Source organism: Marinomonas vulgaris (assembly GCF_018145875.1).
Lineage (GTDB): Bacteria > Pseudomonadota > Gammaproteobacteria > Pseudomonadales > Marinomonadaceae > Marinomonas > Marinomonas vulgaris.
Genome location: NZ_JAGSSV010000024.1, coordinates 1 through 25,216 on the forward strand (window position 1 = coordinate 1; position 25,216 = coordinate 25,216).

Consider the following 25,216-nt stretch of genomic DNA (forward strand, 5'->3'; position numbering starts at 1 on the left):
AATCCACTGGTTTTCACTTACCGTCCCCTGTTTATTTAAAATAACAAATGAGGCGACAACTATCCTGACACAGGGGGTTAGTTCAATGTTGTATTACTTGAACATGGCTTATTCTAGGTATAAATTTTGTACGACTTCCAACCCACATGAAGTGCTCAATATGCCATTGGGTTTTAAAATACTTCGATGATTGTTTGAATGCGGATGGCTACCTAGCATACAAGTCGACCAAGGTAACGCTGGCCAAATACATTACGAAGATATATTGAAATGTAAAATGGCATGCCTGCCCGAAGGGAGGTTGGGTAAAAGCAACCATGGCGATCAATCACATCACAAAGCTGTATCTCATCGACGCGTTTGAAGAAGCCTGTAAGTACGACAAGAATCGAGCATAACGAGTGATTCAATTCTTCGTGATTAGCCGTAGAAACTAGTGTTTCACTAATCCGGGTAACGGAACAAAATAGAGTGTGGCACTTTACAGTGTTATCGAAACAACTAGTAATGAAACAAACTACGGATAGAGGCTTAAAGCGAGTTGGCGAAATACACACTTCGTAAGCACAGAAGGGCTATAGAGATTACGACCTTTTTCCTTTTCCAGCCTTTGGGTAACGAAAAGGTTCGATCAGCGCTTCAAGCTGATCCCATGGCATCAGGTCATCCACTCAAGTCAATAAAATCTCTTTGCGCGTTTTATGATGTTTGTTGTTGCGTTCCCTGTCGGCACAGTGACTTGATGTGACATGATCAGGCTCTAATACAGAGACGGCATGAATATGCGTTTAGGGACTGAAATCCTTTCAATGTAATGATTTTTATAAAAATAATGTCTTTGTATGCATTATTTATTGGAAATTATGTTGATATTGAGTGATTGAATGGTTTGGTGGTAAAGCATAACGTACTTTTTGTACTGAATGGGTAGATTTATGAGCTGAGGTTTGATCGCAGAAATACAGTGTAAGTAGGCATTTTTTAACCTTAAAATCGGTTTTCTAGATGCTACCTAGCTCTGATTTTGAGCGATAGTCATTTTAATGAAGTGGCCTTGAGGAAAAAAGGGTTGTAAAATTGTGACCAAGATTTTTTTATTTTTTTTACTAAACTAAATGCTGCTCTTCAAAACACAAGTTACTTTAAGAAAAAATAAAAATATCTTTCGTTGATTTATAAGGATTTTTTTTGTAAATTGCATATAAGGTGATTTTAGGTTGGATGCAGATGGATTGATTTTTCGCCCTTACAAGGCGAATTTCGAACCCCTCCACACCCACCAACTTTTTGTCAGTATTTCAAGCAATTCATAAAGCCTCGAAACTCAGTCATACCAAGCCTTTCAGCTATAGTTAAACCTTTTCTGTTACCTTTATTATACAATCTAGTTTTTTTAAATTAATATTCACTTGCTATAAAGCTAATCAATTTTGCTATTTTGTGACCAATCTGTGGCCAGTTTTATTGCTTTTCTACTCTAATTTTGCAGGTTAAGGTCTACTAATTACTATTTATGGGTGTTTTTGACTTTCGCTTATTTAGATATAACCTCAGAAATTTGATGATTTACTGGCTTTTCTATAGACGCAACGGCTATGAAAGCCAGTAAATTACGCTTTCGAAATTACTCTTTTTCTTGCGGCTGAGCTTTAGCTAGGTCGGAGAAGCCTGCCCCAGCGTCTATGGCTATCTGCAGTGTGTTCCATTCTGATAATTGTCGTATCTATAGGACAGGGCTCTGTTCTAAGAAGAAGCTGCTTTCATCAGAAACTGTGTTTGCTAACGATACAAGCCAAGGTTTGATTGTGATGTTTGTACATTTTCAATAGCGTCTTGAGCGCAGACTCATCGGACAATTTCAGCTTGTTTAACGATAGAGGTTTGAACATCACCCTAATGGTTGCAGAATGGCGTGCTAACTTAATCAATATGCCAGACAAACGACCTATTTTAGCGTGAATACAAAGGGTTACAACAAAGAACACACTTGAGTTTGAAAATGTGTAGAGAAATACTTACTGTGGATGCGGGTATCAATGCTTCTTATGGTGAAAATAATTTTGGTAAATTTTGCATAATGTATTGCTTAAGAAATACATATTGGTAATATCAGGCTATGTGCTTTCGTATGGAAGCGTATACACAATTAGATGACAAAAAAATAAAATTCCTAATAAAAATAACAATGGAGCTTATTTATGAAACACTCTTCTGCTGTCTTGTTTAAAGCAAGCCTTGTTGCCGTGTCTGTCGCGGCGGCATCTTCTGCCTACTCTGCGGGTTTTGCCCTTAATGATCACAGTGCCACTGCCTCTGGTACTGCGCTGGCTGGCGCTGCAGCTTCCACAGCTGATATCTCATTTAGCTACTGGAACCCCGCGTTATTCACCAACGCCAAAGAAACCACCTTCTATGTGTCTGGCGCATACGTGATGCCAAGTATGGATGTGACGGTGAATTCTGCAACAGATGCAGCTGCATTTGGAGGCTCTGATATATCTGGTGATGGGGCATCTGGTGATTCTGTTAACAATACTTTGGTGCCATCCTTTTATTTTGCAAAGCCATTATCAGACAAAACCGTAGCGGGTATCTCCCTCAACGTGCCTTTCGGCTTATCAGGGGATGACGATCAAGATTGGGCGGGCCGTTTTCACGCAACAGAAACGGCTGTGCAAGATATTGCCTTGAGTTTCGCCTTAGCTCATAGAGTCAACGATTGGGCCTCTGTGGGTGCCAGTGTACAGGTACATAAGGCTGAAATTGTTCTTGAATCAGCAGTCGGCTCATCAAATTCAAATGCTGGTGGCGAGGGTATTGGCCGCATAGAAGCTGAAGACACTGCAGTGGGTTACAGTTTCGGTGCGATGCTCGAACCTGTGAAAGGCACGCGCGTCGGTTTAGGCTACCGCAGTGAAATTGATTTTGACTTCGAAGGAGATGTGAAATATTCAGGAGTTTCTCAATTACTTAATGGGGTTTTACAAAACAACAGGATGTATCAACTTATTGATACTGATATAAGTGACTCTGTTACTATGCCTTCTGTTATTACATTAAGTTTCGAGCATGAGCTAAGTAAAAAATTAACTCTTGGCTTGTCAGCCATCAGGACTGGCTGGAGTTCGCTAGATGGACTTGATATCGACTTTGAAAGTGATCAACCAAATTCAGAGTTAACCTTTGGTTTTGAAGATCAATGGATGTATTCAGCGGGCTTAACCTATGCTTATTCTGAAAAATTGACCTTACGTACGGGTATTGCTATGGATAATTCTCCTGCAAATGATGAATATCGATCAGCTCGTACACCAGATGGCGATCGCAAATGGTTGTCTGTTGGGGCAACCTACGATTTCAATGACATGACGTCAGCAACCTTCGCCTTTACCCATGTGAAAATCAAAGACGTATCGGTTAATCGTACTAGTTTAGATGAGGATGATGCGCGCGGCACTTTGCAGACTGATTACAGTTCCTCTGCCAATGTCATTTCAGTGGCGATGAACATGGCTTTTTAACGGCTCTCTAAAGCGCATTGAATACTTAGAACCATGTTGATCAAAATAGATCAACATGGTTTTTTACTTTAGCGCTTAAAGATTTAGATCAAGAGCAATCAAGCTGGAAGATGATTGACGGCTTCTTGCAGTGCAGACTTCCTAGAATCACAAAACGCGTTGTGAGGTAGGCGTTTTAATACGCCGAGTTTTTCCAGTCGCTCTGTGGTTTGGCCATTCGGACTGAATATATACACGTCACAACCTGCTTCAATCGCATCTTTGATAGCGTTTTCCAGCGCCAAACTGATGGTTAAATCCATCATGGGGACCGCGCTCAAATCCAATACCACTGCCTTGTAGTTGTGAATTCGATTATGGTGTTTTGCAATGGCCTTACTGGCACCAAAGATCATAGGGCCGGATAAGTAAAACAGCAGCACTTTGCCATCGGCTTGATCTAACAGTTCTCTTTCGCCGTCTGCAAGTGAGATGTCGTCATCCGCATCGCTGATCGCTTTTACATTACCAGATTGTAATCGGCTCAATTTCTCAATGGTCATGATGTTGGCAATAAATACTCCAATGCCAACAGCCACCATTAAATCGACAAACACGGTTAGCGCCATGACACCGTACATGATGATGGTTGGTGATAAGGCGATTTTATGGGCGCGTTTTAAGAAGCTCCAATCCAATATGTTGATCCCAACATACAAGGCAATACCCGCCAAAACAGCCATCGGGATTGGGCTAATCAACTGGGAAGCACCTAGAACCACTATTAATAAAATCAAAGCCCGAGTGATGCCCGCTAATGGAGATTTACCTCCAGTCTGAATGTTCACCACAGTGCCCATTGTCGCGCCCGCACCTGGCAAGCCGCCCAATAGGCCTGAAAAGAAATTCGCCAATCCCTGTCCGATAAGTTCGCGGTTCGAGTCGTGCTCTTTTCGGGTCAAGCTGTCAGCAATTACGGCGGTTAATAAGGTATCGATACAACCTAATGTGCCTAGTACCAAGCCATTGATCACCATTTCCATGATCACATCGGCTTGAAAGTGCGGCCAATGAATAGAGGGCAGGCCAGAAGGAATGATACCAATACGGCGAACATCGTCGTTATTGAATAAAACAATTGAAACCAGAGTTACAGCGACTAAAGCAACCAATTGTGGTGGTACAAAGCGACGCCAATGCTTAGGAAGATAAAACAATACGCCAAGAGTGAGTAAACCTAAAAAGAGTTCAGAAAACTTTAAATTAACAATCAGAGAAGGTAAGGCTGTCAATGTTCCCATGACGCCACCCGAAGGCGAAGCATGTCCAAGAAAGGGGGCGATTTGCAAAATGATTAATATGACACCAATCCCCGACATAAAACCGGAAATGACACTGTAAGGCATCAAGGTGATGTATTTGCCGAGTTTCAAATAACCAAGGGTGATTTGAAACAATCCGGCAATCATGACGACCGTAAACGCCATCGCCACACCACCTTCTGGGCTGCTAGCCAACATGCTGGTCAGCACCGCGGTCATTATGACAGTCATAGGGCCAGTAGGTTCAGAAATCAAACTGGTGGAGCCGCCGAAAAGGGCCGCAAAAAAACCGACTAAGATAGCCCCCCATAATCCTGCTTCAGCGCCAGCTCCCGAAGCGACACCAAATGCTAAAGCAAGCGGTAAAGAGACAATCGCTGTGGTGGCACCACCAAATAAATCACCTGTAAAAGACCAGTCTTTAAAGCGTGAAAAATCCATGATCATTGTTTATTACCTGTTCGTGATTGATACAAGAATCTTAGTGTAAAGCCATGTTTAACCAATGGTTACAAAAGAGCCCGCATAGGCGGGCTCTTTGTTTTTTACTAACGACAACGGCGATTAATCAGCGGTTGATTCAGCTGAGGCAGAGCCATCTTTTGTATTCTGAGTCGATGCTAATCGAGGGTCATTTTTAACGCGTCCAGCGGAAGCGCGACGGCGAGAGCTTGCATTGCTGCGTTTCTCTACTAGTTCTTGACGCATTTTCTCTTGCTGGGCCAAAATAGCAGCGGGTAACTCTACTGGCGCTTTGACATCCGCCGTTGGTTGCTTGGCTACTGGCTTACCACGTCCACGACGAGGCGTACGAGAAGAACGAGCAGGCTCTAACGCCGGCGTATCTTCTGATTTGCTCACGACTTCTGTCACTGTATCAACTTCGGCTTTTTTCTGCTCAGTTTCAACCGGAGCATCAGTAGAAATAACAGCTACTTCTTCCTTAGTTTTTACAACTGCAGGCTCTTCTAGTGATACTTCAGCCACTGACTCTTCAACAACAGGCGTTTCTGCTTTGGCTGGTTCAACATCCACCTTGGCGTTTGTTTCGGCTTTCTCTTCAACCACTTTGGTCGTATTAACGACTTCTGCATCCGTATCTTTTACATCAGCAGTTGCTGTTTCTAGTAATTCCGCAGCTGGTTTTGTCTCTGCTTCGGTTTCAAGTGAAGCAACGGTTTGCTCTGTTACTGTTGCTGCTTCTTGTGCTTCCGGTGTATTGACTTCAGGCTCGACTGCGACATAAGCTTCTTCTGTTGTTTCTTTTGCGACCGCTTCTACTGGTGTTGTCTCTACTACTTTATTTTCAGGAACGTCTGAGGAAGCAGTAGTTACTTCTTCCACTTTAGCTTCTGTTGATGATTCAGCTGCAACTTCTTCAGCGATTGTCGTGTTTTCTTCGCTTTGCACCGGTTTTTCTGTAGCCGCTGGAGTCGCAACGGGAGCATTTGAATCTGTACTTTTTGCTTCAGCTGCTTCAGCAACGTTGGCCTCGACATTTTTTGGCTCAGTATTGGCTGTATCAACATTTTCTTGTTGAGCATTGTTCTCATCTTTTTGAGGACGACGTGAGCGTCGAGAACGACGTGAGCGACGTTGTGGCTCATCACCGTTTTCGTTGTTTGATGCGGATTGAGCTGTTTGTTCAGCCACTTCTTGCGTAGCAGCTTCTTGTTCTTGCAATTTAGTCGCTTCCAATGCTTCGTCTTTTAACTTGCCGTTACGACGACGATTGTCATTTCTGTCGCGCTTACGCTCTTTAACTTCAGGCACTTCCTTCTGAGGTTGGCGCGGAGTTGCTTTTACAGCTGCTTCTTGCTTTTCAGGGCGATTGTCTTGCTGATCCGCTTTGTTGCCACGGTTGTTGTTACGACGATTATTGCCTTTTCCAGCTTCCGCTTGTTCACGACGTGATTGACGAGTTGAGCGGTTGTTCTCGCTAGAGGTTGTTTCACGATCGCTGTTTTGATGTTTAACCGTGCGCTTGTTTTTATTGGTACGATTATTAGGTTTGCTGCTTGTTTCGCGCTCTTGCTTAGGCTCAGCTTTTACCACTGGCTTGACCGCTGGTTGCTCTTTTACTGGCTGAGGCTCACCAAATAAAGCATTTAAAATTCGCTTAAACAAACCTGGTTTACTTGGCGCTGCTTCTGCCACTTTAGGGGCAGTAGGCGTTGGTGCTACGGCCTCCGTGTGCTCAGGTGCAGGAGACTTTGGTGCTATGCTGGTCACAGCGGCTTGAGGGCGCACATTGTCAGCGGCTTTACGAGGCTCATAAGGAGGTTGTTCTGGCGTGTCTACCAGGCTGTAGCTGTTCTCGTTTTGCATCACGACAGTGCTGTCATCACGAATACGCTCTACCTCGAAATGCGGTGTTTCCATGTGCGGGTTTGGCACAAGAATGATATGCACATTGTTGCGTTTTTCGATTTTCGCAATGTTAGTGCGCTTCTCGTTTAACAAGAAAGTCGCAACAGACACTGGTAATACTGCACGAATTTGCGCGGTACGTTCTTTAGAACACTCTTCTTCGATCAAACGTAATACAGAAAGCGCTAGGGATTCCACATCGCGAATAAAGCCTTGTCCATTACAACGAGGACAAACGATTCCGCTGGTTTCGCCCAATGATGGACGCAAGCGCTGGCGTGACATTTCGAGTAGGCCAAAGCGTGAAATACGACCAATTTGAACCCGCGCTCTGTCGGCTTCAAGCGCATTTTTCATGCGATTTTCGACTTCTTTCTGGTTACGCACTGGTGTCATATCAATGAAATCGATTACCACTAAGCCACCGATGTCACGAAGGCGCAATTGACGAGCAATCTCATCCGCGGCTTCTACGTTGGTTTGCAGTGCGGTTTCTTCGATGTCGCCGCCTTTAGTTGCGCGAGCGGAGTTGATGTCGATAGAAACTAAAGCTTCTGTTGGGTCAATAACGATTGAACCACCAGATGGTAAGCGTACTTCGCGTTGGAAAGCCGTTTCGATTTGGCTTTCAATTTGGAAGCGATTGAAAAGAGGGGTGGTGTCAGTGTACATCTTGATGCGTGATTTGAAATGCGGCATGACCTGCATCACAAAGTTAATGGCATCTTGATACGCGCCTTTTTCATCGATCAAAACTTCGCCAATGTCTTCGCGCAAATAGTCACGAATCGCACGAATCACAATGTTGCTTTCTTGATAAATCAAGAAAGGTGCTGGTTTTTCAGACGCCGCTTTGGTGATGGAGTTCCAAAGTGTGTCTAGGTAGTCCAAATCCCACTGCAGCTCTTCTGTAGAGCGACCCACGCCCGCAGTACGAACTATTAATCCGCCGTTTTCTGGGGTATTTAAGCCAGACATGGCTTCTTTTAATTGAGAGCGATCATCACCGTCGATACGACGAGAAATGCCACCAGCACGAGGGTTGTTTGGCATAAGCACCAAATAACGACCTGCTAAGCTCACAAAAGTGGTTAGCGCCGCACCCTTGTTGCCGCGTTCCTCTTTGTCTACTTGAACAATGACTTCTTGACCTTCGGTCAACACATCTTTGATGTTAACTCGGCCTTCATGATTGGATTTTTTAGAAAAATAAGTTTTGGATATCTCTTTTAAAGGAAGGAAACCGTGGCGATCTGCACCAAAATCAACAAACGCAGCTTCTAAACTCGGCTCAATGCGAGTAATTCGGCCTTTATAGATGTTGGATTTCTTTTGTTCGCGTGAACCGGACTCGATATCTAGGTCGTAAAGACGTTGGCCATCAACTAGGGCAACGCGCAACTCTTCTTGTTGGGTTGCATTTATAAGCATTCTAATCATTGTGTAGTGAACTCTGTTAGCTGATGCGAAAACGCCACTACAGTGAAAGGTAACCATTAATAAATCTGACTCAGCTTAGAGTAAGTCATTCAGTTTTTTCTGACGAGAGGAGTACACGTTTCGTTTATGTTAAACGCTTTTATGCGGTCGCTGCCGTGATTAATACCAAATAGTCTCTTTTAACCGGTCTCGTTTTTGCTTTTTACGAAACAACGCGAACGCGCGGTCGAGCAATATAATGAGAGTGCCTTCACTGAAGCGGATTTTTCCGAATCATGCGGTTTATTATTTAAGATTAACTGTTACAGAGGTAAGATAGGAGCCAAAGTGTCGCTTTGGTAATGGTCATTAAATTCTACTTCTTATCTTCGAGGTGTTTTGTTGCCTCTTACCCTTTGCGGTTGTGAATATAACAGTAAAAACTAAGTGCTTCAATTATAAAGGAAACCAATCTTTGCTTAAGTCGGATTCAGAACAAAATTTAACGGAGCGTCCTGCGGTTCGTTATGTCACCATTGATGACAATAATACGGGGCAACGTATCGACAATTTCTTGGTTACCTTGTTAAAAGGTGTGCCTAAAGGAAAGATTTACAACCTACTGAGAAAAGGCGAAATTCGCGTCAATAAAAAACGCACCAAGCCAGACTATCGTTTACAAAATGAAGACATTGTCCGTATTGCACCTATCGTTATTACCCCAGAGTCAGAAAAACCAACCTTATCGGATCGACTCAAAAACGACATCGAAGCGCGCATCGTTTACGAAGACAAAGGCTTGATCGTCATTAATAAGCCCTCAGGATTGGCAGTACACGGTGGCAGTGGTTTAAGTTTTGGCTTGGTTGAAGTGATTCGACAAATACGACCATTGGAAAAGTTTATTGAGCTAGTGCATCGTTTAGACCGTGATACTTCCGGCTTGATTATGGTTGCGAAAAAGCGCGCCGTTCTCAAAGAGCTGCATACTGCGCTACGAGAAAAAGAAGGGGTGCAAAAAACCTACATGGCGTTGGTGTATGGAAGTTGGCCAAAGCGCAAATTACAAGTGAATGCACCGCTGTTGAAAAATGAGCTTAAATCTGGCGATCGAGTGGTCAAAGTACACACGGATGGTAAAGAAAGCTTAACGCGATTTAAGTTAGTTCGTCAGTTCGAAGGATACAGTTTAGTAGAGTGTGAACCTGTTACCGGCCGAACTCACCAGATTCGTGTGCATGCTCAGCACGCAGGCTACTCTATTGTTGGTGATGAAAAATACGCGAGCACTGAATTGTTAAAAGAAACCAAGGGGCTTGGTTTTAAACGCTTATGCCTGCACGCTACCCGCCTTGATATTATGCTTAATGGCGAAAGGATGCTGTTTGAAGCGCCTTTGGATAAGGAATGGCAAAACTTGATGAATGATACGCTAACATCTGTTTATGCCTAAAAGACTATAAATAGATAAACGCTATAGTGAAAAGGCTTGCTTCGGCAAGCTTTTTTGCTGATGGCCTTGCTGTAGTAAAGTATTCATAAATATAAATCATCCTTTTCGCTCTTTCTGACATACGTCATCGCTTGCTAGATCAGCATCCTCTACTATAGTTGAGGTAACTCCTTAAGGTAGTAGGGAGTGTTTAATGACTGTTTAGGAAAACAAGATGACAACCGCGAGTGTTCGAATTATCCCCGGATTGATATCCATTCTAGCCACCTTAATGATTTGGTTTGTTGTGCCTGTCCCAGAAGGTGTGACATCAAATGCTTGGCATTTACTGGCTTTATTTGTTGGCACTGTTGTCGCAATTATCGGAAAGGCAATGCCGATAGGGGCTTTGGCCATTTTGGCAATTACTCTAGTTGCGCTTACTGGAGTCACCAACGACTCCCCTTCGGGGGCGATCAAAGATGCCCTTAGTGGTTTTTCAAATTCTCTTATCTGGTTAATTGGTATTGCTATTATTATATCTCGAGGTCTAGCTAAAACAGGGTTAGGCAATCGCATCGGCTATTACTTCATTTCTTTATTTGGCAAGAAAACCATTGGCATTGGGTATGCTTTGGCCATTTCTGAATTGGTCATCGCTCCGGTTACACCAAGTAATACTGCGCGTGGGGGTGGTATTATTCATCCTATTATGAAGTCTATTGCTAGTAGCTTTGGTTCTTCTCCAGAAGAAGGAACATCACGAAAAATTGGGCATTATTTGGCCTTGGTGAATTATCATATCAACCCAATTACATCGGCCATGTTTATTACAGCAACCGCGCCAAATCCGCTCATTGTAAAATTGATTGCAGATGCGACAGGCTCAGATATCAGCATTACATGGGGGACTTGGGCATTAGCGGCTTTATTGCCTGGTTTAGTGTGTATCGCTTTAGTGCCTTTGGTTGTTTACGCCATCTATCCCCCTGAAATCAAGAGCACACCAGACGCTCGTACTTATGCTCAATCAAAATTGGTAGAAATGGGGCCCATGTCTTACGGTGAGAAGATCATGGTGGCTGTATTTGCTATGTTACTTGTGTTGTGGGCTGGTGTTCCGGCGGCTATTTTTGGCCCTGACTTAGCTGTTAATACTACAGCCGTGGCTTTTTTAGGCTTGTCTGTGTTGTTGGTCACTGGGGTATTGAGTTGGGATGATGTTCTGAAAGAAAAATCGGCTTGGGATACCGTAGTGTGGTTCTCTGCTTTGGTGATGATGGCAACTTATTTAAACAAACTAGGGTTGGTGACTTGGTTTTCCCATGTTGTTGAAAGCAATATTGAGCATCTTGGGTTTGATTGGGCTATTTCTGTGGTTATCCTGGTGGCCATTTATTTTTATGTGCATTATTTCTTTGCCAGTACGACAGCGCACATAACAGCCATGTTTGCGGCTTTTTATGCTGCGGGTTTGGCCTTAGGTGCTCCACCGCTATACCTTGGGCTATTGTTGGCCGGTGCGTCTTCTTTGATGATGTCTCTAACGCATTATGCGACAGGTACATCCCCTATCATCTTCGGTTCTGGTTATGTGTCCATGGAAAACTGGTGGGTGATGGGCTTTATTATGAGTATTGTCAACTTAGCTGTCTGGGGAGTAGTGGGTGGCCTTTGGTGGAAGGTGCTAGGTTATTGGTAGTCGATTAAGGTCAACTTTATTGGGGGTGAAAAAGATATGGTTCTAATGTGAATCCTCCACTAAAGCGTTGTTCTTGCTGATAAGTCTGCTTATGATCTTCATCAGGCAGGCTTAATCGCTCCGCATAGGCGCAGTAAGAAGGTAAATATGAAAAAAGCATTATTAAAAAAACTTCAGTCGTTAACCGCTATTTTGGCATTGAATACACTGCCTTTGAGCATAGCTCACGCTACGGTTGCTTATGAAGCGGAGGCTTTACAGGCACGCGTTCTGACAGAAGAAAAAAGAACGGAGCGACTCGATCGATCCGTTCTGCCAGAGTCTTTAAGCACTCTTTTCTTCGAAAACTCTCTTGCTTTTATCCAAAAAAACACTAGCGAGAATTGTAGCGATCAAACGTTATTGGCTTTGGCTTTGATAGAAGAATCTTATCAAGATGAGTACGATGCGTTACTTGATCGCTTTGAATTGTCCTTGTTAGATGCGAGCCCTATCAAAACAGAACGTTTAAAGAGGGAAGCTTTAGAAACTTTGTCATTGCTTAAATCGGCTCGAGACGAAAGTATAGAAGACATTAAGCGCCAGCTTTCCTAAATTTGGAATGGTTTTGACTCACTCTCACCAAACGATCAATTTTGTTTCTATCCGTCGTCGTTTTGATTTTCGTAGCATCGAAATGGGACGATGGGTGACACCAGATGAACGAGATCGCGCCGCCGTTAAATTTCATCAAGCACTTGAAGATTTAATGGCTATCTTGCAAGGCCCAGAACACCTGATTTCATTGAGAGGGACACTGGGACTGCAATACGGCAAAGGAGGGCGCCCCGGTGTTGCGGCTCATTACATGCCAGCCACGCGCCAATTGTCTCTTGCTAAAAATGCCGGTGCAGGTGCTTTGGCTCATGAGTGGTTTCACGCTTATGATCATTTTATTTGTGAGAAGATGTTTGTAGATCAGCCGTCGTCCTATTTTGCTTCACGGTGCTGGATAGACAGTGCTCCTATGTATTTGTCCAAGAACAGCCAACCTCATCCACTCAATCAACTTCTAGCCAACTGTTTTCGTACTGTATTACTTAGCGAAGATGGCGACAAACCAAGTAATTTGTTTTTGTCGTCACAACAAGCAGATCAGCGATTGAATATTTTGTATTACGCAAAACCAGAAGAAATGTGCGCAAGGGCTTTTGAGGCGTTTGTTGAAGATGCCGCGCCCGCCAGCCCTTTTCTTGTTAAAGGAACACGTTTTTCAGAAGAAGCCAAAGCGGGGTTATACCCTCATGGCGATCAGCGTCTCAGAATTAACTCTGCATTTGAACGTTACTTTTCGTCACTTGGCAGTGCCTTGTACAGAGAGTTGGCTTAAATAGCTCGAAAGGAAAATTACATAATTTATTTATTTAATTTATTGATAACTGATCCGAGCTCTTACTCTCTGTTCTTAACCTTACTTTCTTGATGTTATTTTCCCCTTTGACTACTTATAAGAAACCAAAAAAAAGCGAACCATGATGGCTCGCTTTCTTACATTACTGTTCATACGACAGTGATGGCTAATTTCTACCAACCATTACGAGGTATTTACTCTTCGTAACTGTCGATCGGTGGGCATTCGCAGAACAAATTACGATCGCCGTAGACATTGTCTATTCGTCCAACGGGTGGCCAGTATTTGCGCGCTTTAATCCAGTTAAGTGGGTAAGCGGCTTCTTTACGTGAATAGGCGTGACTCCACTCCGCGTCTAGCAAACAGTCGGCAGTGTGCGGTGCGTGAACCAGAGGATTATCGTCCACTGGCCACTTTCCATCTTGCACCTTACTGATTTCGTTACGAATTTGAATCATAGCGTCACAGAAACGATCAAGCTCGTCGATGTTTTCCGATTCTGTCGGCTCGATCATCAAGGTGCCAGCAACAGGGAACGACATGGTAGGCGCATGGAAACCAAAATCCATTAAACGCTTAGCAATGTCTTCTTCACTGATGCCTGATTCCGCCTTGATAGGGCGAATGTCGATGATGCACTCATGAGCCACTGCGCCATTTTTACCGGTATACAATACTGGATAATGATCACCAAGGCGTTTAGCAATGTAGTTAGCATTCAAAATGGCGTTGTAAGTCGCGTCGCGCAGACCTTGATCCCCCATCATTTTGATGTACATCCAGGTAATAACCAAGATGCTTGCGCTGCCGTAAGGCGCTGCTGAAATGGCGCCGTGTTGTTCGGCCATGCCCATTACGGGTGTTACCGAGTGACCTGCTAGGAAAGGCGCTAAGTGCGATTTCACTCCGATAGGCCCCATGCCAGGGCCGCCGCCGCCATGAGGGATGCAGAAGGTTTTGTGCAAGTTCAAGTGTGATACATCGCCACCAAAAGTCCCCGGAGGTGCAACGCCTACCAGTGCGTTTAAGTTTGCGCCGTCAATGTACACCTGACCGCCAAATTTATGAACGATGTCACACACTTCACGAATGTGTTCTTCAAACACGCCATGAGTAGAAGGGTAGGTCGCCATGATGCAGCTCAGTTGAGCAGCATGCTTCTCGGCTTTCTCGGTCAAATCAACTAGATCGATATTGCCATCCTCGTCGCATTTAACGATAACCACCTTCATGCCAGCCAAAGCGGCTGAAGCTGGGTTGGTTCCATGGGCAGAACTTGGGATCAAGCACACATTACGTTCGTGATCACCGCGAGATTTGTGATACTTGTCGATAGCGATCAAGCCTGCGTATTCACCTTGAGCGCCAGAGTTAGGCTGCAAAGAGACCGTATCGTATCCGGTTGCTTTGGATAGCATATCGATCAGTTCTTGTAGCAAGGCATGATAACCTGATACTTGATTTTCTGGTGCAAATGGATGGATGCGTCCAAATTCGGCCCAGGTAACTGGAATCATTTCTGAGGCGGCATTGAGCTTCATTGTGCAAGAACCAAGAGGGATCATGCTTTGATTCAAAGCTATGTCTTTCACTTCTAGCTGATGCATATAGCGCATCAGTTCAGTTTCGCTGTGGTGGCTGTTGAATACCGGGTGGGTCAAAATATCGTCTTGACGTAGCATGGCGGCATCGAAGCCTAAACCCGCTGCACCGTCAGTAATGTCATCGATCGACAGAGTAGCACCAAAACATTCAGCCAAATCAACCAAGTCAGCTGGCGTGGTTGTTTCATTAAGGGAAACAGAGATTTCGGTGTTGGACAGCTTATAAAAGTTCATTAGCTTGGCAACGCCTTTCGCCATGATGGCATCGGTTTGTTCGTCAGTGGTTACAATGACGGTGTCGAAATAGCTTGAATTGGTGCCAAAACCAACGGATTGAACTGAACTTGCAAAGCTGTGTGTCAATGCGGCAACGCGTCGAGCAATTTTCTTAAGGCCAGCAGGGCCGTGGTAGACCGCATAGAAGCCGGCCATCATGGCCAATAGAGCTTGTGCTGTACAAATGTTAGACGTGGCTTTTTCGCGACGAATGTGCTGTTCGCGAGTTTGCATTGCCATTCGAAGAGCGGGTTTGCCGTGACTGTCTTTTGATACACCAATAACGCGACCAGGCATAGAGCGCTTATAAGCATCTTTTGTTGCCAAAAATGCGGCGTGCGGTCCACCAAATCCCATTGGAACGCCAAAGCGCTGTGCTGAGCCGAATACAATGTCTGCGCCCATGTCGCCAGGGGATTTCAAAAGCACAAGAGATAAGAGATCGACGGCGATGCTGACCAATGCACCTTGATCGTGGGCCTGTTCGATCATACTGGTTAGATTGCTAATAGTGCCATCAATGCCTGGGTATTGAAAAATGGCGCCGAACACATCGTGCTGTGCAAAATTTGCGATATCATCTACGATGATCTCAATATCAAGCAATTCAGCGCGGGTTTTGACGACGTCAATGGTCTGTGGCAAGCAATGGCTAGCAACAAACAGACGATTATTTTTCTTGCGATTGGAGCGCTTCATCAGCGTCATGGCTTCTGCGGCAGCCGTCGCTTCGTCAAGTAGAGAGGCGTTTGAAATCTCCATGCCAGTTAAATCAATAATGACTTGCTGAAAATTCAATAAGGCTTCCAAGCGTCCTTGGGAAATTTCAGGCTGATAAGGTGTGTACGCTGTGTACCAACCTGGGTTTTCTAATAAATTGCGTAAAATAGGTGAGGGCACGTGGGTGTCGTGATAACCCATACCAATGAAAGAGCGAGCGACCTGATTTTTGTTAGCAATGACTTTAAGTTGTGCAAGGGCGTCGCTTTCACTCACTGGCTGAGCAGAAAGGTCTAGGTTAGCTTGTCGAATGGCTTCAGGCACTGTGTTTTCAATCAACTCAGGAAGTGAAGCTATACCGATGGTTTCCAGCATTTTGGCTTGTTCAGCGCTATCTGGACCAATGTGGCGAGCAATGAACTCATCATTATTTAACAAATCGCGGATGCACGAAGTCATGGTTGAATTACCTATTTAAATTAGATCAGGTTTGAGGTTGATCAAGAGAATGTAGGCTCTTTATTCGAAGTAAAAAAGAGCCTTTGTTGTTATTCGATAGTGGCAGAGTAGCCGGCAGCATCTAAAAGCTTGTCTAGATCCGCTGCATCGCTAAGTTTGATTTTAGCAATCCAGGCACCTTCAAAAGGTACTTCGTTGATTAATTCTGGAGCATCGTTAAGGTCTTCATTTACTTCGATGATTTCACCATTAACTGGGGCATAAATATCAGATGCCGCTTTTACTGACTCAACAAGAGAGAATTGCTCTGTTGCTGTTACTTCCGATCCAACTTCAGGTAACTCGACATAGACAACGTCACCCAGTAGGTCTTGTGCATGATCTGTGATGCCTACTGTTACTGTTCCATCCCCATTGTCCAACACCCACTCGTGGGAATCAGCGTACTTTAAGTTTTCTAGTACCGTGCTCATTGTGTCACTCCTGTTTAAGAATGCCCAAAGGAGCGCCTTTGGGCATGAGATATTAGCGGTAAAGAGGGAAGCGCTTACAAAGCTCTTTCACTTCGTTTAAAACGCGCGCCTCTACTTCTGGATTGCCTTCTGGCATATCAATCAGGCCATCAAGAACGTCGCTGATTAAATGACCTACTTTTTGGAACTCTTCGACACCGAAGCCACGAGAAGTCGCGGCAGGTGTGCCGATACGAATACCTGATGTGATCATCGGTTTTTCAGTATCAAACGGAATACCGTTTTTGTTACAAGTAATACCGGCACGCTCAAGCGCTTTATCAACTACGTTACCTTTTAAGCCCTTCGGGCGAAGGTCAACAAGCATTAGGTGATTATCTGTACCGCCCGTCACAATGTCACAGCCACGTTCGATCATCACCGCTGCTAACGCTTTAGCGTTGGCAACTACTTGATCAATGTATTCTTTAAACTCTGGTTTAAGCGCTTCACCGAAAGCAACCGCCTTACCGGCAATCACGTGCATAAGCGGGCCACCTTGGTAACCAGGGAAAACCGCTGAGTTGATTTTTTTACCAAGGTCAAGATCATTGGACAAAATCATACCGCCGCGAGGGCCGCGCAAAGTTTTGTGTGTTGTTGTTGTGACAACGTGAGCATGTGGCAAGGGTGACGGATGAGCACCTGTCGCGACTAAACCTGCAATGTGTGCCATATCTACAAACAGGTAAGCGCCTACTTTGTCAGCGATGTCACGGAAGCGTTTGAAATCAATGACACGAGGAATGGCTGAGCCACCTGCGATAATCATTTTAGGCTTGCATTCTAATGCTTGTGCTTCGATGGCATCGTAATCAATCAGAAGGGTTTCTGGGTTTACCTGATATTGAACTGCGTTGAACCATTTGCCAGATTGGGCTGGTGGCGCACCGTGGGTTAAGTGACCGCCGGCGTCCAAAGACATGCCAAGAATGGTATCGCCTGGTTGAAGCAATGCTAGCATAACTGCGCCGTTTGCTTGTGCGCCAGAATGCGGTTGCACGTTTGCAAATTCACAATTAAACAATTGCTTTGCACGATCAATGGCAAGCTGCTCAGTTACATCAACCGCTTCACAACCACCGTAGTAACGACGGTTAGGGTAGCCTTCAGCGTATTTGTTAGTTAAAACGGAGCCTTGAGCTTCTAAAACAGCTTTTGAAGTAATGTTTTCAGACGCTATTAATTCAATGCCAGTTTCTTGGCGCTCTTCTTCTTCAACAATGGTTGCAAAAAGTTCAGGATCTCGTTCAGCTAACGTTTGGCTGAAAAAGGCTTCGGTGTTGGCCATGGGTAATTCCTCTTAAATAAACATGTATGCCTAAAGACAATGAGTCTTGCGTATAATAACACTAAGGCAGTTTAAGATGATGAAAAAAGATCATCTTTCTAAGAGCGGCAATCATCATCTGATTCGCGTCATTTTTCACTATCATAATGAAAAAGTTTCCAATTGGAAACAGTAAGTATTCCAATATTTTTAAACAATCGCCTTTTATTAATTGACCAATCATTTAAATGTTGTCAACAGATACAAACGTTTTTATCGCTCACCAACCAAATAAAAGCCTCGTAGGGGTTGTCATAATGCATATTTTTTCGATACCCTGTTTCCAATTGGAAACAAACACGCCATGTACAACATTCAAGACATTAAAAGGCTTAATTTATGAAACGTACTGCTTTGTATGCTCAACATATCGCGTCCGGTGCTAGGATGGTGGAATTTGCAGGCTATGAAATGCCGGTTCAGTACCCGTTAGGAGTTATGAAAGAGCACTTGTGGGTGCGTGATCATGCTGGTTTATTTGATGTGTCTCATATGGGGCAAGTGATCATAAAAGGGGATTATGTTAAGCCTTCTTTAGAGAAAATATTACCGGTAGATGTTATTGGGTTGGCTCAAGATACCCAGCGATATGGAATGTTTACGACCGATCAAGGTGGCATTACCGATGATTTGATGTTCGCTAATTGGGGTGAAGATATTTTTATGGTGGTCAATGCGGCTTGCAAAGACCAAGATATTGCTTACTTAAAAGCGTCGTTGCCCGACTGCGACGTTGATGTGATTGAAGATCGCGCTTTGTTGGCTATTCAAGGGCCAAAAGCTCGACAAGTTTTTGCTCACATGGTGCCAGAGGTGAGCTCCATGACATTTATGCAGAGTTTAAAGTTTAACTGGCAAGGGGTTGAGATTTGGGTTAGCTGCTCTGGCTATACAGGTGAAGATGGTTATGAGGTGTCTGTTCCAAATGTCCATGCCGATGCATTTGCGAGCGCCTTATTGGCCTTTGAAGAAGTAGAGTGGATTGGGCTAGGTGCGCGTGATTCTTTACGTCTTGAAGCGGGTTTATGCTTGTATGGGCATGACATTGATGCCAATACCACACCTGTTGAAGCGTCTATTAATTGGGCCATTCAAAAAGTGCGTCGTGAAGGCGGTGAACGAGAAGGTGGTTTCCCTGGTGCCGATGTGATTCTTCCACAGTTTGGACAAAAGCCGGCACAGAAAAGAGTCGGTTTTTTGGTAGATGGGCGAGCGCCTGTTCGTGAAGGGGTTGTTATTGTCAATGCTGAAGGTGTTGAGAAGGGTAAAGTAACCAGCGGCGGTTTTTCTCCCACACTTGGACGGCCTATTGTTATGGCGTATGTTTCTATGGCATCGATAGATGCCGAGGAAAATTTATTTGCCAATGTTCGTAACAAACACATTCCTTTAAAGAAAGTCTCAATGCCTTTTGTACCTGCACGTTATTATCGTGGCTAATCATCAAAAATAAGCGGCTAACCAATATTAGATGAGAGGCCAAATTTAATTGGCTTTTCTTTTTAATTAACAATGCGCTACGTGAAGAGAAATACTTTGCGTGGCGCATTTTTGTTTCTTATGTGATAATTCTTATCTTTTCGGAGAATGGCATTTGTGAATGCAACTCAATTAGTTACGGCTTTTGATGCCTGCTTTTTTGCCAATTTTAATACACGACTTATTGGCGGGGCAGATGAACCCCTTTATGTTCCAATCAGCAACGAGCAGCCGGCTAAAATTTTCTTTCGATTTGACTATGTTTCAAGTGCCTTGCATGAGATAAGCCATTGGTGCATCGCCGGTAAAAAAAGGCGAACGCTTGAAGACTACGGATACTGGTATGAATCCGACACACGGGATTTAACAAAGCAGCAACGTTTTGAATCCGTTGAAGTGGTTCCTCAAGCCGTTGAGTGTATCTTGCATTGGTCAGCTGGTTTGCCTTTTCGTGTTAGCGTCGATAATTTATCACTGCCTGATTATGATGCCAGTGAGTTTGCGCACACTGTTTATCAACAAGTAGAACGCTACCTTTGCAAATATGCCTTGCCGGAAAGAGCACGCATTTTTGCCCATTATTTACTGGCGCAACGCCACCCCGATTATCATTTAAGTGGATTTCTACAACAGCAGTATGAAAATAATTGCAGATGAGAATATGCCGAATGCCGAAGCTCTTTTTTCGCATTTAGGTCAGGTTACTTTGGTAAATGGTCGCACTTTAACCGCTGAGCAGGTCAAAGACGCCGACGTTTTGCTGGTTCGTTCGGTCACAAAAGTGACTTCACAATTATTAGCGGGTAGTAAAGTAAGGTTTGTAGGCAGTGCAACTATTGGTGTCGATCACATCGATTTGCCTTATCTTAAGCACTCAGGCATTGATTTTACCAGTGCTCCTGGGTGTAACGCAGAGGCGGTTGCGGATTATGTTTTTAGTGGTTTAAGTCATTTGTTTATGACGAAGGGTCTACCCTGGCTTAGTAAGAAGATTGGTATTGTTGGCTATGGCAATGTGGGTCGCACCGTTTACCAACGCTTTTTAAAGCTTGGCTGCGAGGTGTGTGTTTTTGACCCCTATCAAGCGTCGTCCGCTCAGGCTAACACAGTGAATTTTGTAAGCCTGGCTGAGGTGTTATCTTGTGGTGTGATTTCTTTACATGCACCGCTCACCAATACTGGCGATTACCCAACACAGGGCATGATAGGCGCTAACGAGTTGGCGTTGTTATCAGCCGGCAGCATAATAGTATCAGCTGGCCGTGGTGGAGTGATTGATGAAGAAGCTCTTATGCAGAGACATAAAGAACTGAAACACGACTTACATCTCATTATGGACGTTTGGGCTGGTGAGCCATCGATCAACCCTAATTTACTGTCGATCGTTGACATTGCCACCCCTCATATTGCAGGTTACAGCAAGCAAGGCCGCGAAAAGGGGACCTTAATGGTATATCAAGGGTTATGCCGCCATTTGGGTATCCCACTGGATAACCTGCCAATTAAGCAGCCGCTAAGTCTGGGCTGGGTGTCTACTTTGAGCGTCAAGGCTAGCGACTGCAAAGAAGAGGTTTTAGCGCGAGCAATACAAGCCGTTTATGACCTTGCCAGAGACGACGCGAGACTGCGTTTCAAGTATCGTGAAAAAAATGACAGCAGTACATTTGATTGGCTGCGAAAGCATTATGTTGAAAGAGATGAGCTTAATACCTGCCAAGTAATCAGCCTTAATACGGATCAAAATGTCATGTTGGCTGCAGTGGGTTTTTTAGCACCTAAATAATAGAGTGCACTGACAATAAGTAGGAAGGGCAAATGGCAGGAGTCATGCAGGTCAGTTTAGATGACCTAGACGTTCCAATTGGGACAAACGTTCAGATCGAATTTATTTCGCCTCCAGGTCGGTATATGGTGAAAGTGCTGGGGCGTATTCAAGGTCGTTCTCTGATCGTTTCAACGCCTAAAATAAAAGGCAAAAACATTCTAGTTAGAGAAAGTCAGGTGGTTAATGTTCGTTTGATGCTGAGCACGCATGTTTGCGCTTTTTCAAGTAAAATTGCGAAAAGTTATTTAGAGCCGGCGGCCCACTTGCACATTCTAAATCCAAGTTATGTTGAGACATCGGAAGTGCGTCAAGCCGTTCGCGTTGAAACTCGTCTAATTTGTAACCTTGAGCCGAATGGAAAAACACCAATACAAGAAGCCTCATCCGCCATTGTTGTGGATTTTAGTTTGGGTGGCGCTAAGTTAATTTCAAAAACCGATTTCGGCATTGTTAACGAAACCATGCGCCTCATCTGTAATATTCGAATTGGTGGCTTTAGCCACATTTTGAAGTTGGACTGCGAAATACGTTCTCAGGACATTCAAATGCTCGAACAGGTACAGGCAAGTATGGTTGATAATGATTTCTTAGCTAAAATGGGCGCCGAGTATTTCTATGTATATGGCGTACGCTTTTTAGATGTTGGCAAAGAAATTGGTATTCCGCTGATGGCGTTTATATTAGAAACACAGCGCAATAAAGCAAAATAACAAACGATCAAGTTATGTAGTTATTAAAAAAACGCCAGCAGTTGCTGGCGTTTTTTGCTTTTGAGCTATATCTGGCGTTTTCTAAACCAACTTAATTAAAGTGCCTGAAGGGCTTTGATGCGATCGTCTAAGGGCGGGTGACTAGAAAATAATTCACCTAAGGTCGGTGTTTTACCGCGACGAATACCAAACGCCAGCATAGAGTCGGGCATGCGACTTTCTTCGTGTTCTTGCTGTAATCGCGCCAAGGCTGCGATCATGGCGCCTTTGCCCGCTAGTCGCGCTCCAGCTTCGTCTGCTCGAAACTCGCGATAACGAGAGAACCACATCACAATCATAGAGGCCAAAATACCAAACACAATCTCAAATACGAAGGTGGCAATGTAATAGCCCCAGCCAACTGAACCTTCTTGATCGTCTTTACGCAAAAATTGGTCCACGGCATAGGCCGCGATACGTGCAAAAAACATCACAAAAGTGTTCACAACACCCTGAACCAGAGATAAGGTGATCATGTCACCATTCGCTACGTGTCCAATTTCATGCCCTAAAACCGCTTTGATTTCATCAGGAGAAAAACGGTCTAGCATGCCACTGGAAACGGCTACTAAAGCCGCGTTTTTATTCCAACCCGTCGCAAAAGCATTGGCTTCATGTGCAGGAAAAATAGCCACCTCTGGCATTTGAATGCCTGCTTTATGCGATAGTTCTTTTACGGTATCTAATAGCCAAACTTCTTTGTGATTTTTAGGTTGTTCGATAACAACAGCACCAGAACCACGTTTAGCCATAAATTTGGACAATAGAAGCGAAATAATACTGCCGGTAAAACCAAATACACCACAAAAAATTAGCAGTGACGTAAAGTCTAATCCATTGCTGGTCATGTAGCCGTTAACACCTAAAAGGCTTAACACCACACCCGCTACCACCATGACAGCGAGGTTGGTTAATAAAAACAGAATGATACGCATTGATATGCTCCTTAAGAAACTGTTAAGGAGCATAGTAGGGCTTTATTGGATTATTTCAAGAGAAGTGTTAGCGCTTTCTTAATCGACTCAAAAATGCGGCGAATCGATCCATGGCGGGTGCCAGTTCTTCGACATGGGGAAGAAAAACGAACCTCACATGATCTGGTGTTGGCCAATTAAAACCTGTGCCTTGAACAATAAGCACTTTTTCTTCACGTAAAAACTGCAACACCAAATCCATGTCATTTTTGATTTTGTACATTTTCGGATCAAGTCGTGGAAACAGATACAAAGCGCCTTCTGGTTTATGACAGTGTACACCTGGGATGGAGTCTAACGCCTCCCAAGCCACTTTGCGTTGCTCATAAAATCGACCACCAGGGATGATCAATTCATTAATGCTCTGATAGCCACCAAGGGCAGTTTGCACAGCGTGCTGAGCAGGTACGTTTGCGCACAAGCGCATTGAGCTAAGAATGTCTAAACCCTCGATGTAATCCTGAATGCCGCTACGATCTCCTGTAATCACCATCCAGCCAGAGCGAAAGCCTGCCGTACGATACACTTTAGAGAGACCGCCAAAGGTGATGCAGGGCGCTCGTCCTTCCGTTAGCGTTGCCGTCGGGATGTGATGTGCGTCGTCATACAAAATTTTGTCATAAATTTCATCGGAGAAGATCAGTAGTCCAAACTCTTCTGCCACATCCACAATAGCCTGTAAAGTAGCCTTGTTATAAACAGCCCCGGTTGGGTTATTTGGGTTAATCAGTACAATCGCTTTGGTTTTATTGGATATTTTCGAACGAATGTCGTTGATATTTGGTTGCCACCCCGCCTCTTCGTCGCATAAATAATGTTTCACATAACCGCCAGCCAGAGTGGCCGCCGCCGTCCAAAGAGGGTAGTCGGGGGCTGGCACAAGAATCTCATCGCCATCGTTGAGTAACCCTTGCATTGCCATGACGATCAATTCACTAACACCATTGCCCATCCAAACATGGTTTACATCGGCCGATTTAATGCCCATGGCTTGGTATTTTTGCATGACGGCTTTGCGAGCAGAAAAAAGCCCTTTGGATTCGCTGTAACCTTGAGCCGTTGGTAAGTTGCGGATAACGTCGACTAATATTTCATCTGGGGCTTCAAAGCCGAAGGGCGCTGGATTGCCTATGTTTAACTTTAATATACGCTGGCCTTCTTCTTCCATGCGAACCGCTTCTTTTAACACGGGGCCACGAATTTCATAACAGATATTAGCGAGTTTGTTTGATTTACGAATTTGCACCGCTTTGTCCTTATTGACGCTGTATAGAGTAGACGTCAACTTTACTCCTAAGTCGCTGGCGATTGTAGCCCTCTCAGCAAAAAGGCCACTTACTTAGAGTAAGCGGCCTTTGCTTTTTGAGTCGACTACTTTATTTAAGCAGCGTTAAGATATTGGGGTCTAACAGCAAACGATTTACGGTTTGGCTTGCCAAGTCATTCATGTCGGCTTCAACGTCTTTTTGGTAGGGCATGGTGCCGTACTCTTTCACTTTTTGAGAGCCATAGTTGGCCTTGTACGTTTGGCCTTTGGCGGCGAGGGTGGTTTTCAATTCAAATTCTAGCGTTGCCACTGTTTTTAACGTTTCTACTTTAGTGGTATAGCTCATCTTGGTGATTTCTATGTTTAGGTCTGCCGCCGGCATGACGCCTTGATCGGGTGTAAAGCCTAGTTCACGCAAACCGCTTAATACACTGTCTTTAACGCTTTGCGTAACGTCATTGGTTGTGAAAATATCCGCACGCTCTTTTATACCAGTTTTGATGGAGCCAACGCTGTTAGTCAGTTTTGTGCTGGTGGATACTTCGATGACTCTGTCGTTCGTTAAGCTTTCATTGGTCACATTAGTTTGTGGAGCGATGCTTATATAGTGTGTCGTCGAACAACCTGCTAATAAAAGCGCTGAAAGCGACAGGGTTAGAAAAAGAGATTTGTTTAGCATAAAAAACTCCGATCAGATTGATTTCTAAAGCGACTTTTCTCTAAGTTGCTTAAATTAATAAAAAAAACTGTTGATTTTAAGTTTAGTAACAGTAATATACGCACCCGCTCACACAGCAAGTTTGCAACGTTGTCCCGTTCGTCTAGAGGCCTAGGACACCGCCCTTTCACGGCGGTAACAGGGGTTCGAACCCCCTACGGGACGCCA

At 44.2% G+C, this 25,216-nt stretch carries 17 protein-coding genes and 1 tRNA gene; 10 read left to right on the forward strand and 8 right to left on the reverse strand.

All coding sequences use genetic code 11. The features are described 5' to 3' along the window. The first annotated feature begins 2,198 nt into the window (after positions 1–2,198). On the forward strand, positions 2,199–3,521 hold the full coding sequence (locus J9B83_RS13400; RefSeq protein WP_211537341.1) for an OmpP1/FadL family transporter: 1,323 nt from the start codon (positions 2,199–2,201) through the stop codon (positions 3,519–3,521). Between the two features lie 98 nt (positions 3,522–3,619). On the opposite strand, the gene J9B83_RS13405 is transcribed toward J9B83_RS13400, so the two are convergent. Then, positions 3,620–5,269: a SulP family inorganic anion transporter gene (locus J9B83_RS13405; RefSeq protein WP_211537342.1), complete on the reverse strand. Its 1,650-nt coding sequence runs from the start codon at positions 5,267–5,269 to the stop codon at positions 3,620–3,622. 117 nt (positions 5,270–5,386) lie between these two features. Continuing rightward, entirely contained in the window at positions 5,387–8,632 is a 3,246-nt protein-coding gene (rne, locus tag J9B83_RS13410; protein ID WP_211537343.1) for a ribonuclease E, read from the reverse strand. 454 nt (positions 8,633–9,086) lie between these two features. Here rne and rluC point away from each other — a divergent pair, with 454 nt between their 5' ends. From rluC to J9B83_RS13430, 4 genes are all read left to right on the forward strand, one after another. Next, the gene (gene rluC, locus J9B83_RS13415) at positions 9,087–10,064 is read left to right on the forward strand and encodes a 23S rRNA pseudouridine(955/2504/2580) synthase RluC (protein WP_211537344.1); all 978 of its coding nucleotides are present in this window, start codon (positions 9,087–9,089) and stop codon (positions 10,062–10,064) included. Between the two features lie 214 nt (positions 10,065–10,278). Further along, positions 10,279–11,745, forward strand: coding sequence for an anion permease (locus J9B83_RS13420; RefSeq protein WP_211537345.1), 1,467 nt, complete (start codon positions 10,279–10,281; stop codon positions 11,743–11,745). 147 nt (positions 11,746–11,892) lie between these two features. Then, positions 11,893–12,339, forward strand: a complete 447-nt coding sequence (locus J9B83_RS13425) for a hypothetical protein (RefSeq protein ID WP_211537346.1) — start codon at positions 11,893–11,895, stop codon at positions 12,337–12,339. Positions 12,340–12,352: 13 nt separating this feature from the next. Next, positions 12,353–13,114, forward strand: coding sequence for a CLCA_X family protein (locus J9B83_RS13430; RefSeq protein WP_407944027.1), 762 nt, complete (start codon positions 12,353–12,355; stop codon positions 13,112–13,114). A gap of 215 nt (positions 13,115–13,329) precedes the next feature. Here J9B83_RS13430 and gcvP read toward each other — a convergent pair whose 3' ends face one another. From gcvP to glyA, 3 genes are all read right to left on the reverse strand, one after another. Continuing rightward, a complete protein-coding gene (gene gcvP / locus J9B83_RS13435; RefSeq protein ID WP_211537348.1) occupies positions 13,330–16,194 on the reverse strand; it encodes an aminomethyl-transferring glycine dehydrogenase in 2,865 nt (954 codons plus the stop codon). Positions 16,195–16,283: 89 nt separating this feature from the next. Then, positions 16,284–16,667, reverse strand: a complete 384-nt coding sequence (gene gcvH, locus J9B83_RS13440) for a glycine cleavage system protein GcvH (RefSeq protein ID WP_211537349.1) — start codon at positions 16,665–16,667, stop codon at positions 16,284–16,286. A 52-nt stretch (positions 16,668–16,719) separates the two neighbouring features. Continuing rightward, positions 16,720–17,997, reverse strand: a complete 1,278-nt coding sequence (gene glyA / locus J9B83_RS13445; RefSeq protein ID WP_211537350.1) for a serine hydroxymethyltransferase — start codon at positions 17,995–17,997, stop codon at positions 16,720–16,722. 378 nt (positions 17,998–18,375) lie between these two features. On the opposite strand from glyA, the gene gcvT reads away from it, so the two are divergent. The 4 genes from gcvT to J9B83_RS13465 all read left to right on the forward strand — a co-directional run bounded on the left by gcvT (position 18,376) and on the right by J9B83_RS13465 (position 22,050). Further along, positions 18,376–19,476 (forward strand): glycine cleavage system aminomethyltransferase GcvT, encoded by a 1,101-nt coding sequence (gene gcvT, locus J9B83_RS13450; RefSeq protein WP_211537351.1) that lies wholly within the window; start codon positions 18,376–18,378, stop codon positions 19,474–19,476. A 156-nt stretch (positions 19,477–19,632) separates the two neighbouring features. Further along, positions 19,633–20,172, forward strand: a complete 540-nt coding sequence (locus tag J9B83_RS13455) for an elongation factor P hydroxylase (protein ID WP_328797742.1) — start codon at positions 19,633–19,635, stop codon at positions 20,170–20,172. After that, positions 20,153–21,298, forward strand: a complete 1,146-nt coding sequence (locus J9B83_RS13460) for a 4-phosphoerythronate dehydrogenase (protein WP_211537353.1) — start codon at positions 20,153–20,155, stop codon at positions 21,296–21,298. The genes J9B83_RS13455 and J9B83_RS13460 overlap by 20 nt, the downstream gene beginning before the upstream one ends. Positions 21,299–21,330: 32 nt before the next feature. After that, entirely contained in the window at positions 21,331–22,050 is a 720-nt protein-coding gene (locus J9B83_RS13465; protein ID WP_211537354.1) for a flagellar brake protein, read from the forward strand. Positions 22,051–22,145: 95 nt separating this feature from the next. Here J9B83_RS13465 and htpX read toward each other — a convergent pair whose 3' ends face one another. From htpX to J9B83_RS13480, 3 genes are all read right to left on the reverse strand, one after another. Continuing rightward, positions 22,146–23,024: a protease HtpX gene (gene htpX, locus J9B83_RS13470; RefSeq protein WP_211537355.1), complete on the reverse strand. Its 879-nt coding sequence runs from the start codon at positions 23,022–23,024 to the stop codon at positions 22,146–22,148. Positions 23,025–23,091: 67 nt separating this feature from the next. Beyond that, on the reverse strand, positions 23,092–24,309 hold the full coding sequence (locus J9B83_RS13475; RefSeq protein ID WP_211537374.1) for a pyridoxal phosphate-dependent aminotransferase: 1,218 nt from the start codon (positions 24,307–24,309) through the stop codon (positions 23,092–23,094). A gap of 130 nt (positions 24,310–24,439) precedes the next feature. Beyond that, positions 24,440–25,009: a YajG family lipoprotein gene (locus tag J9B83_RS13480; protein ID WP_211537356.1), complete on the reverse strand. Its 570-nt coding sequence runs from the start codon at positions 25,007–25,009 to the stop codon at positions 24,440–24,442. Between the two features lie 131 nt (positions 25,010–25,140). Here J9B83_RS13480 and J9B83_RS13485 point away from each other — a divergent pair. Next, positions 25,141–25,216, forward strand: a tRNA-Glu gene (locus tag J9B83_RS13485).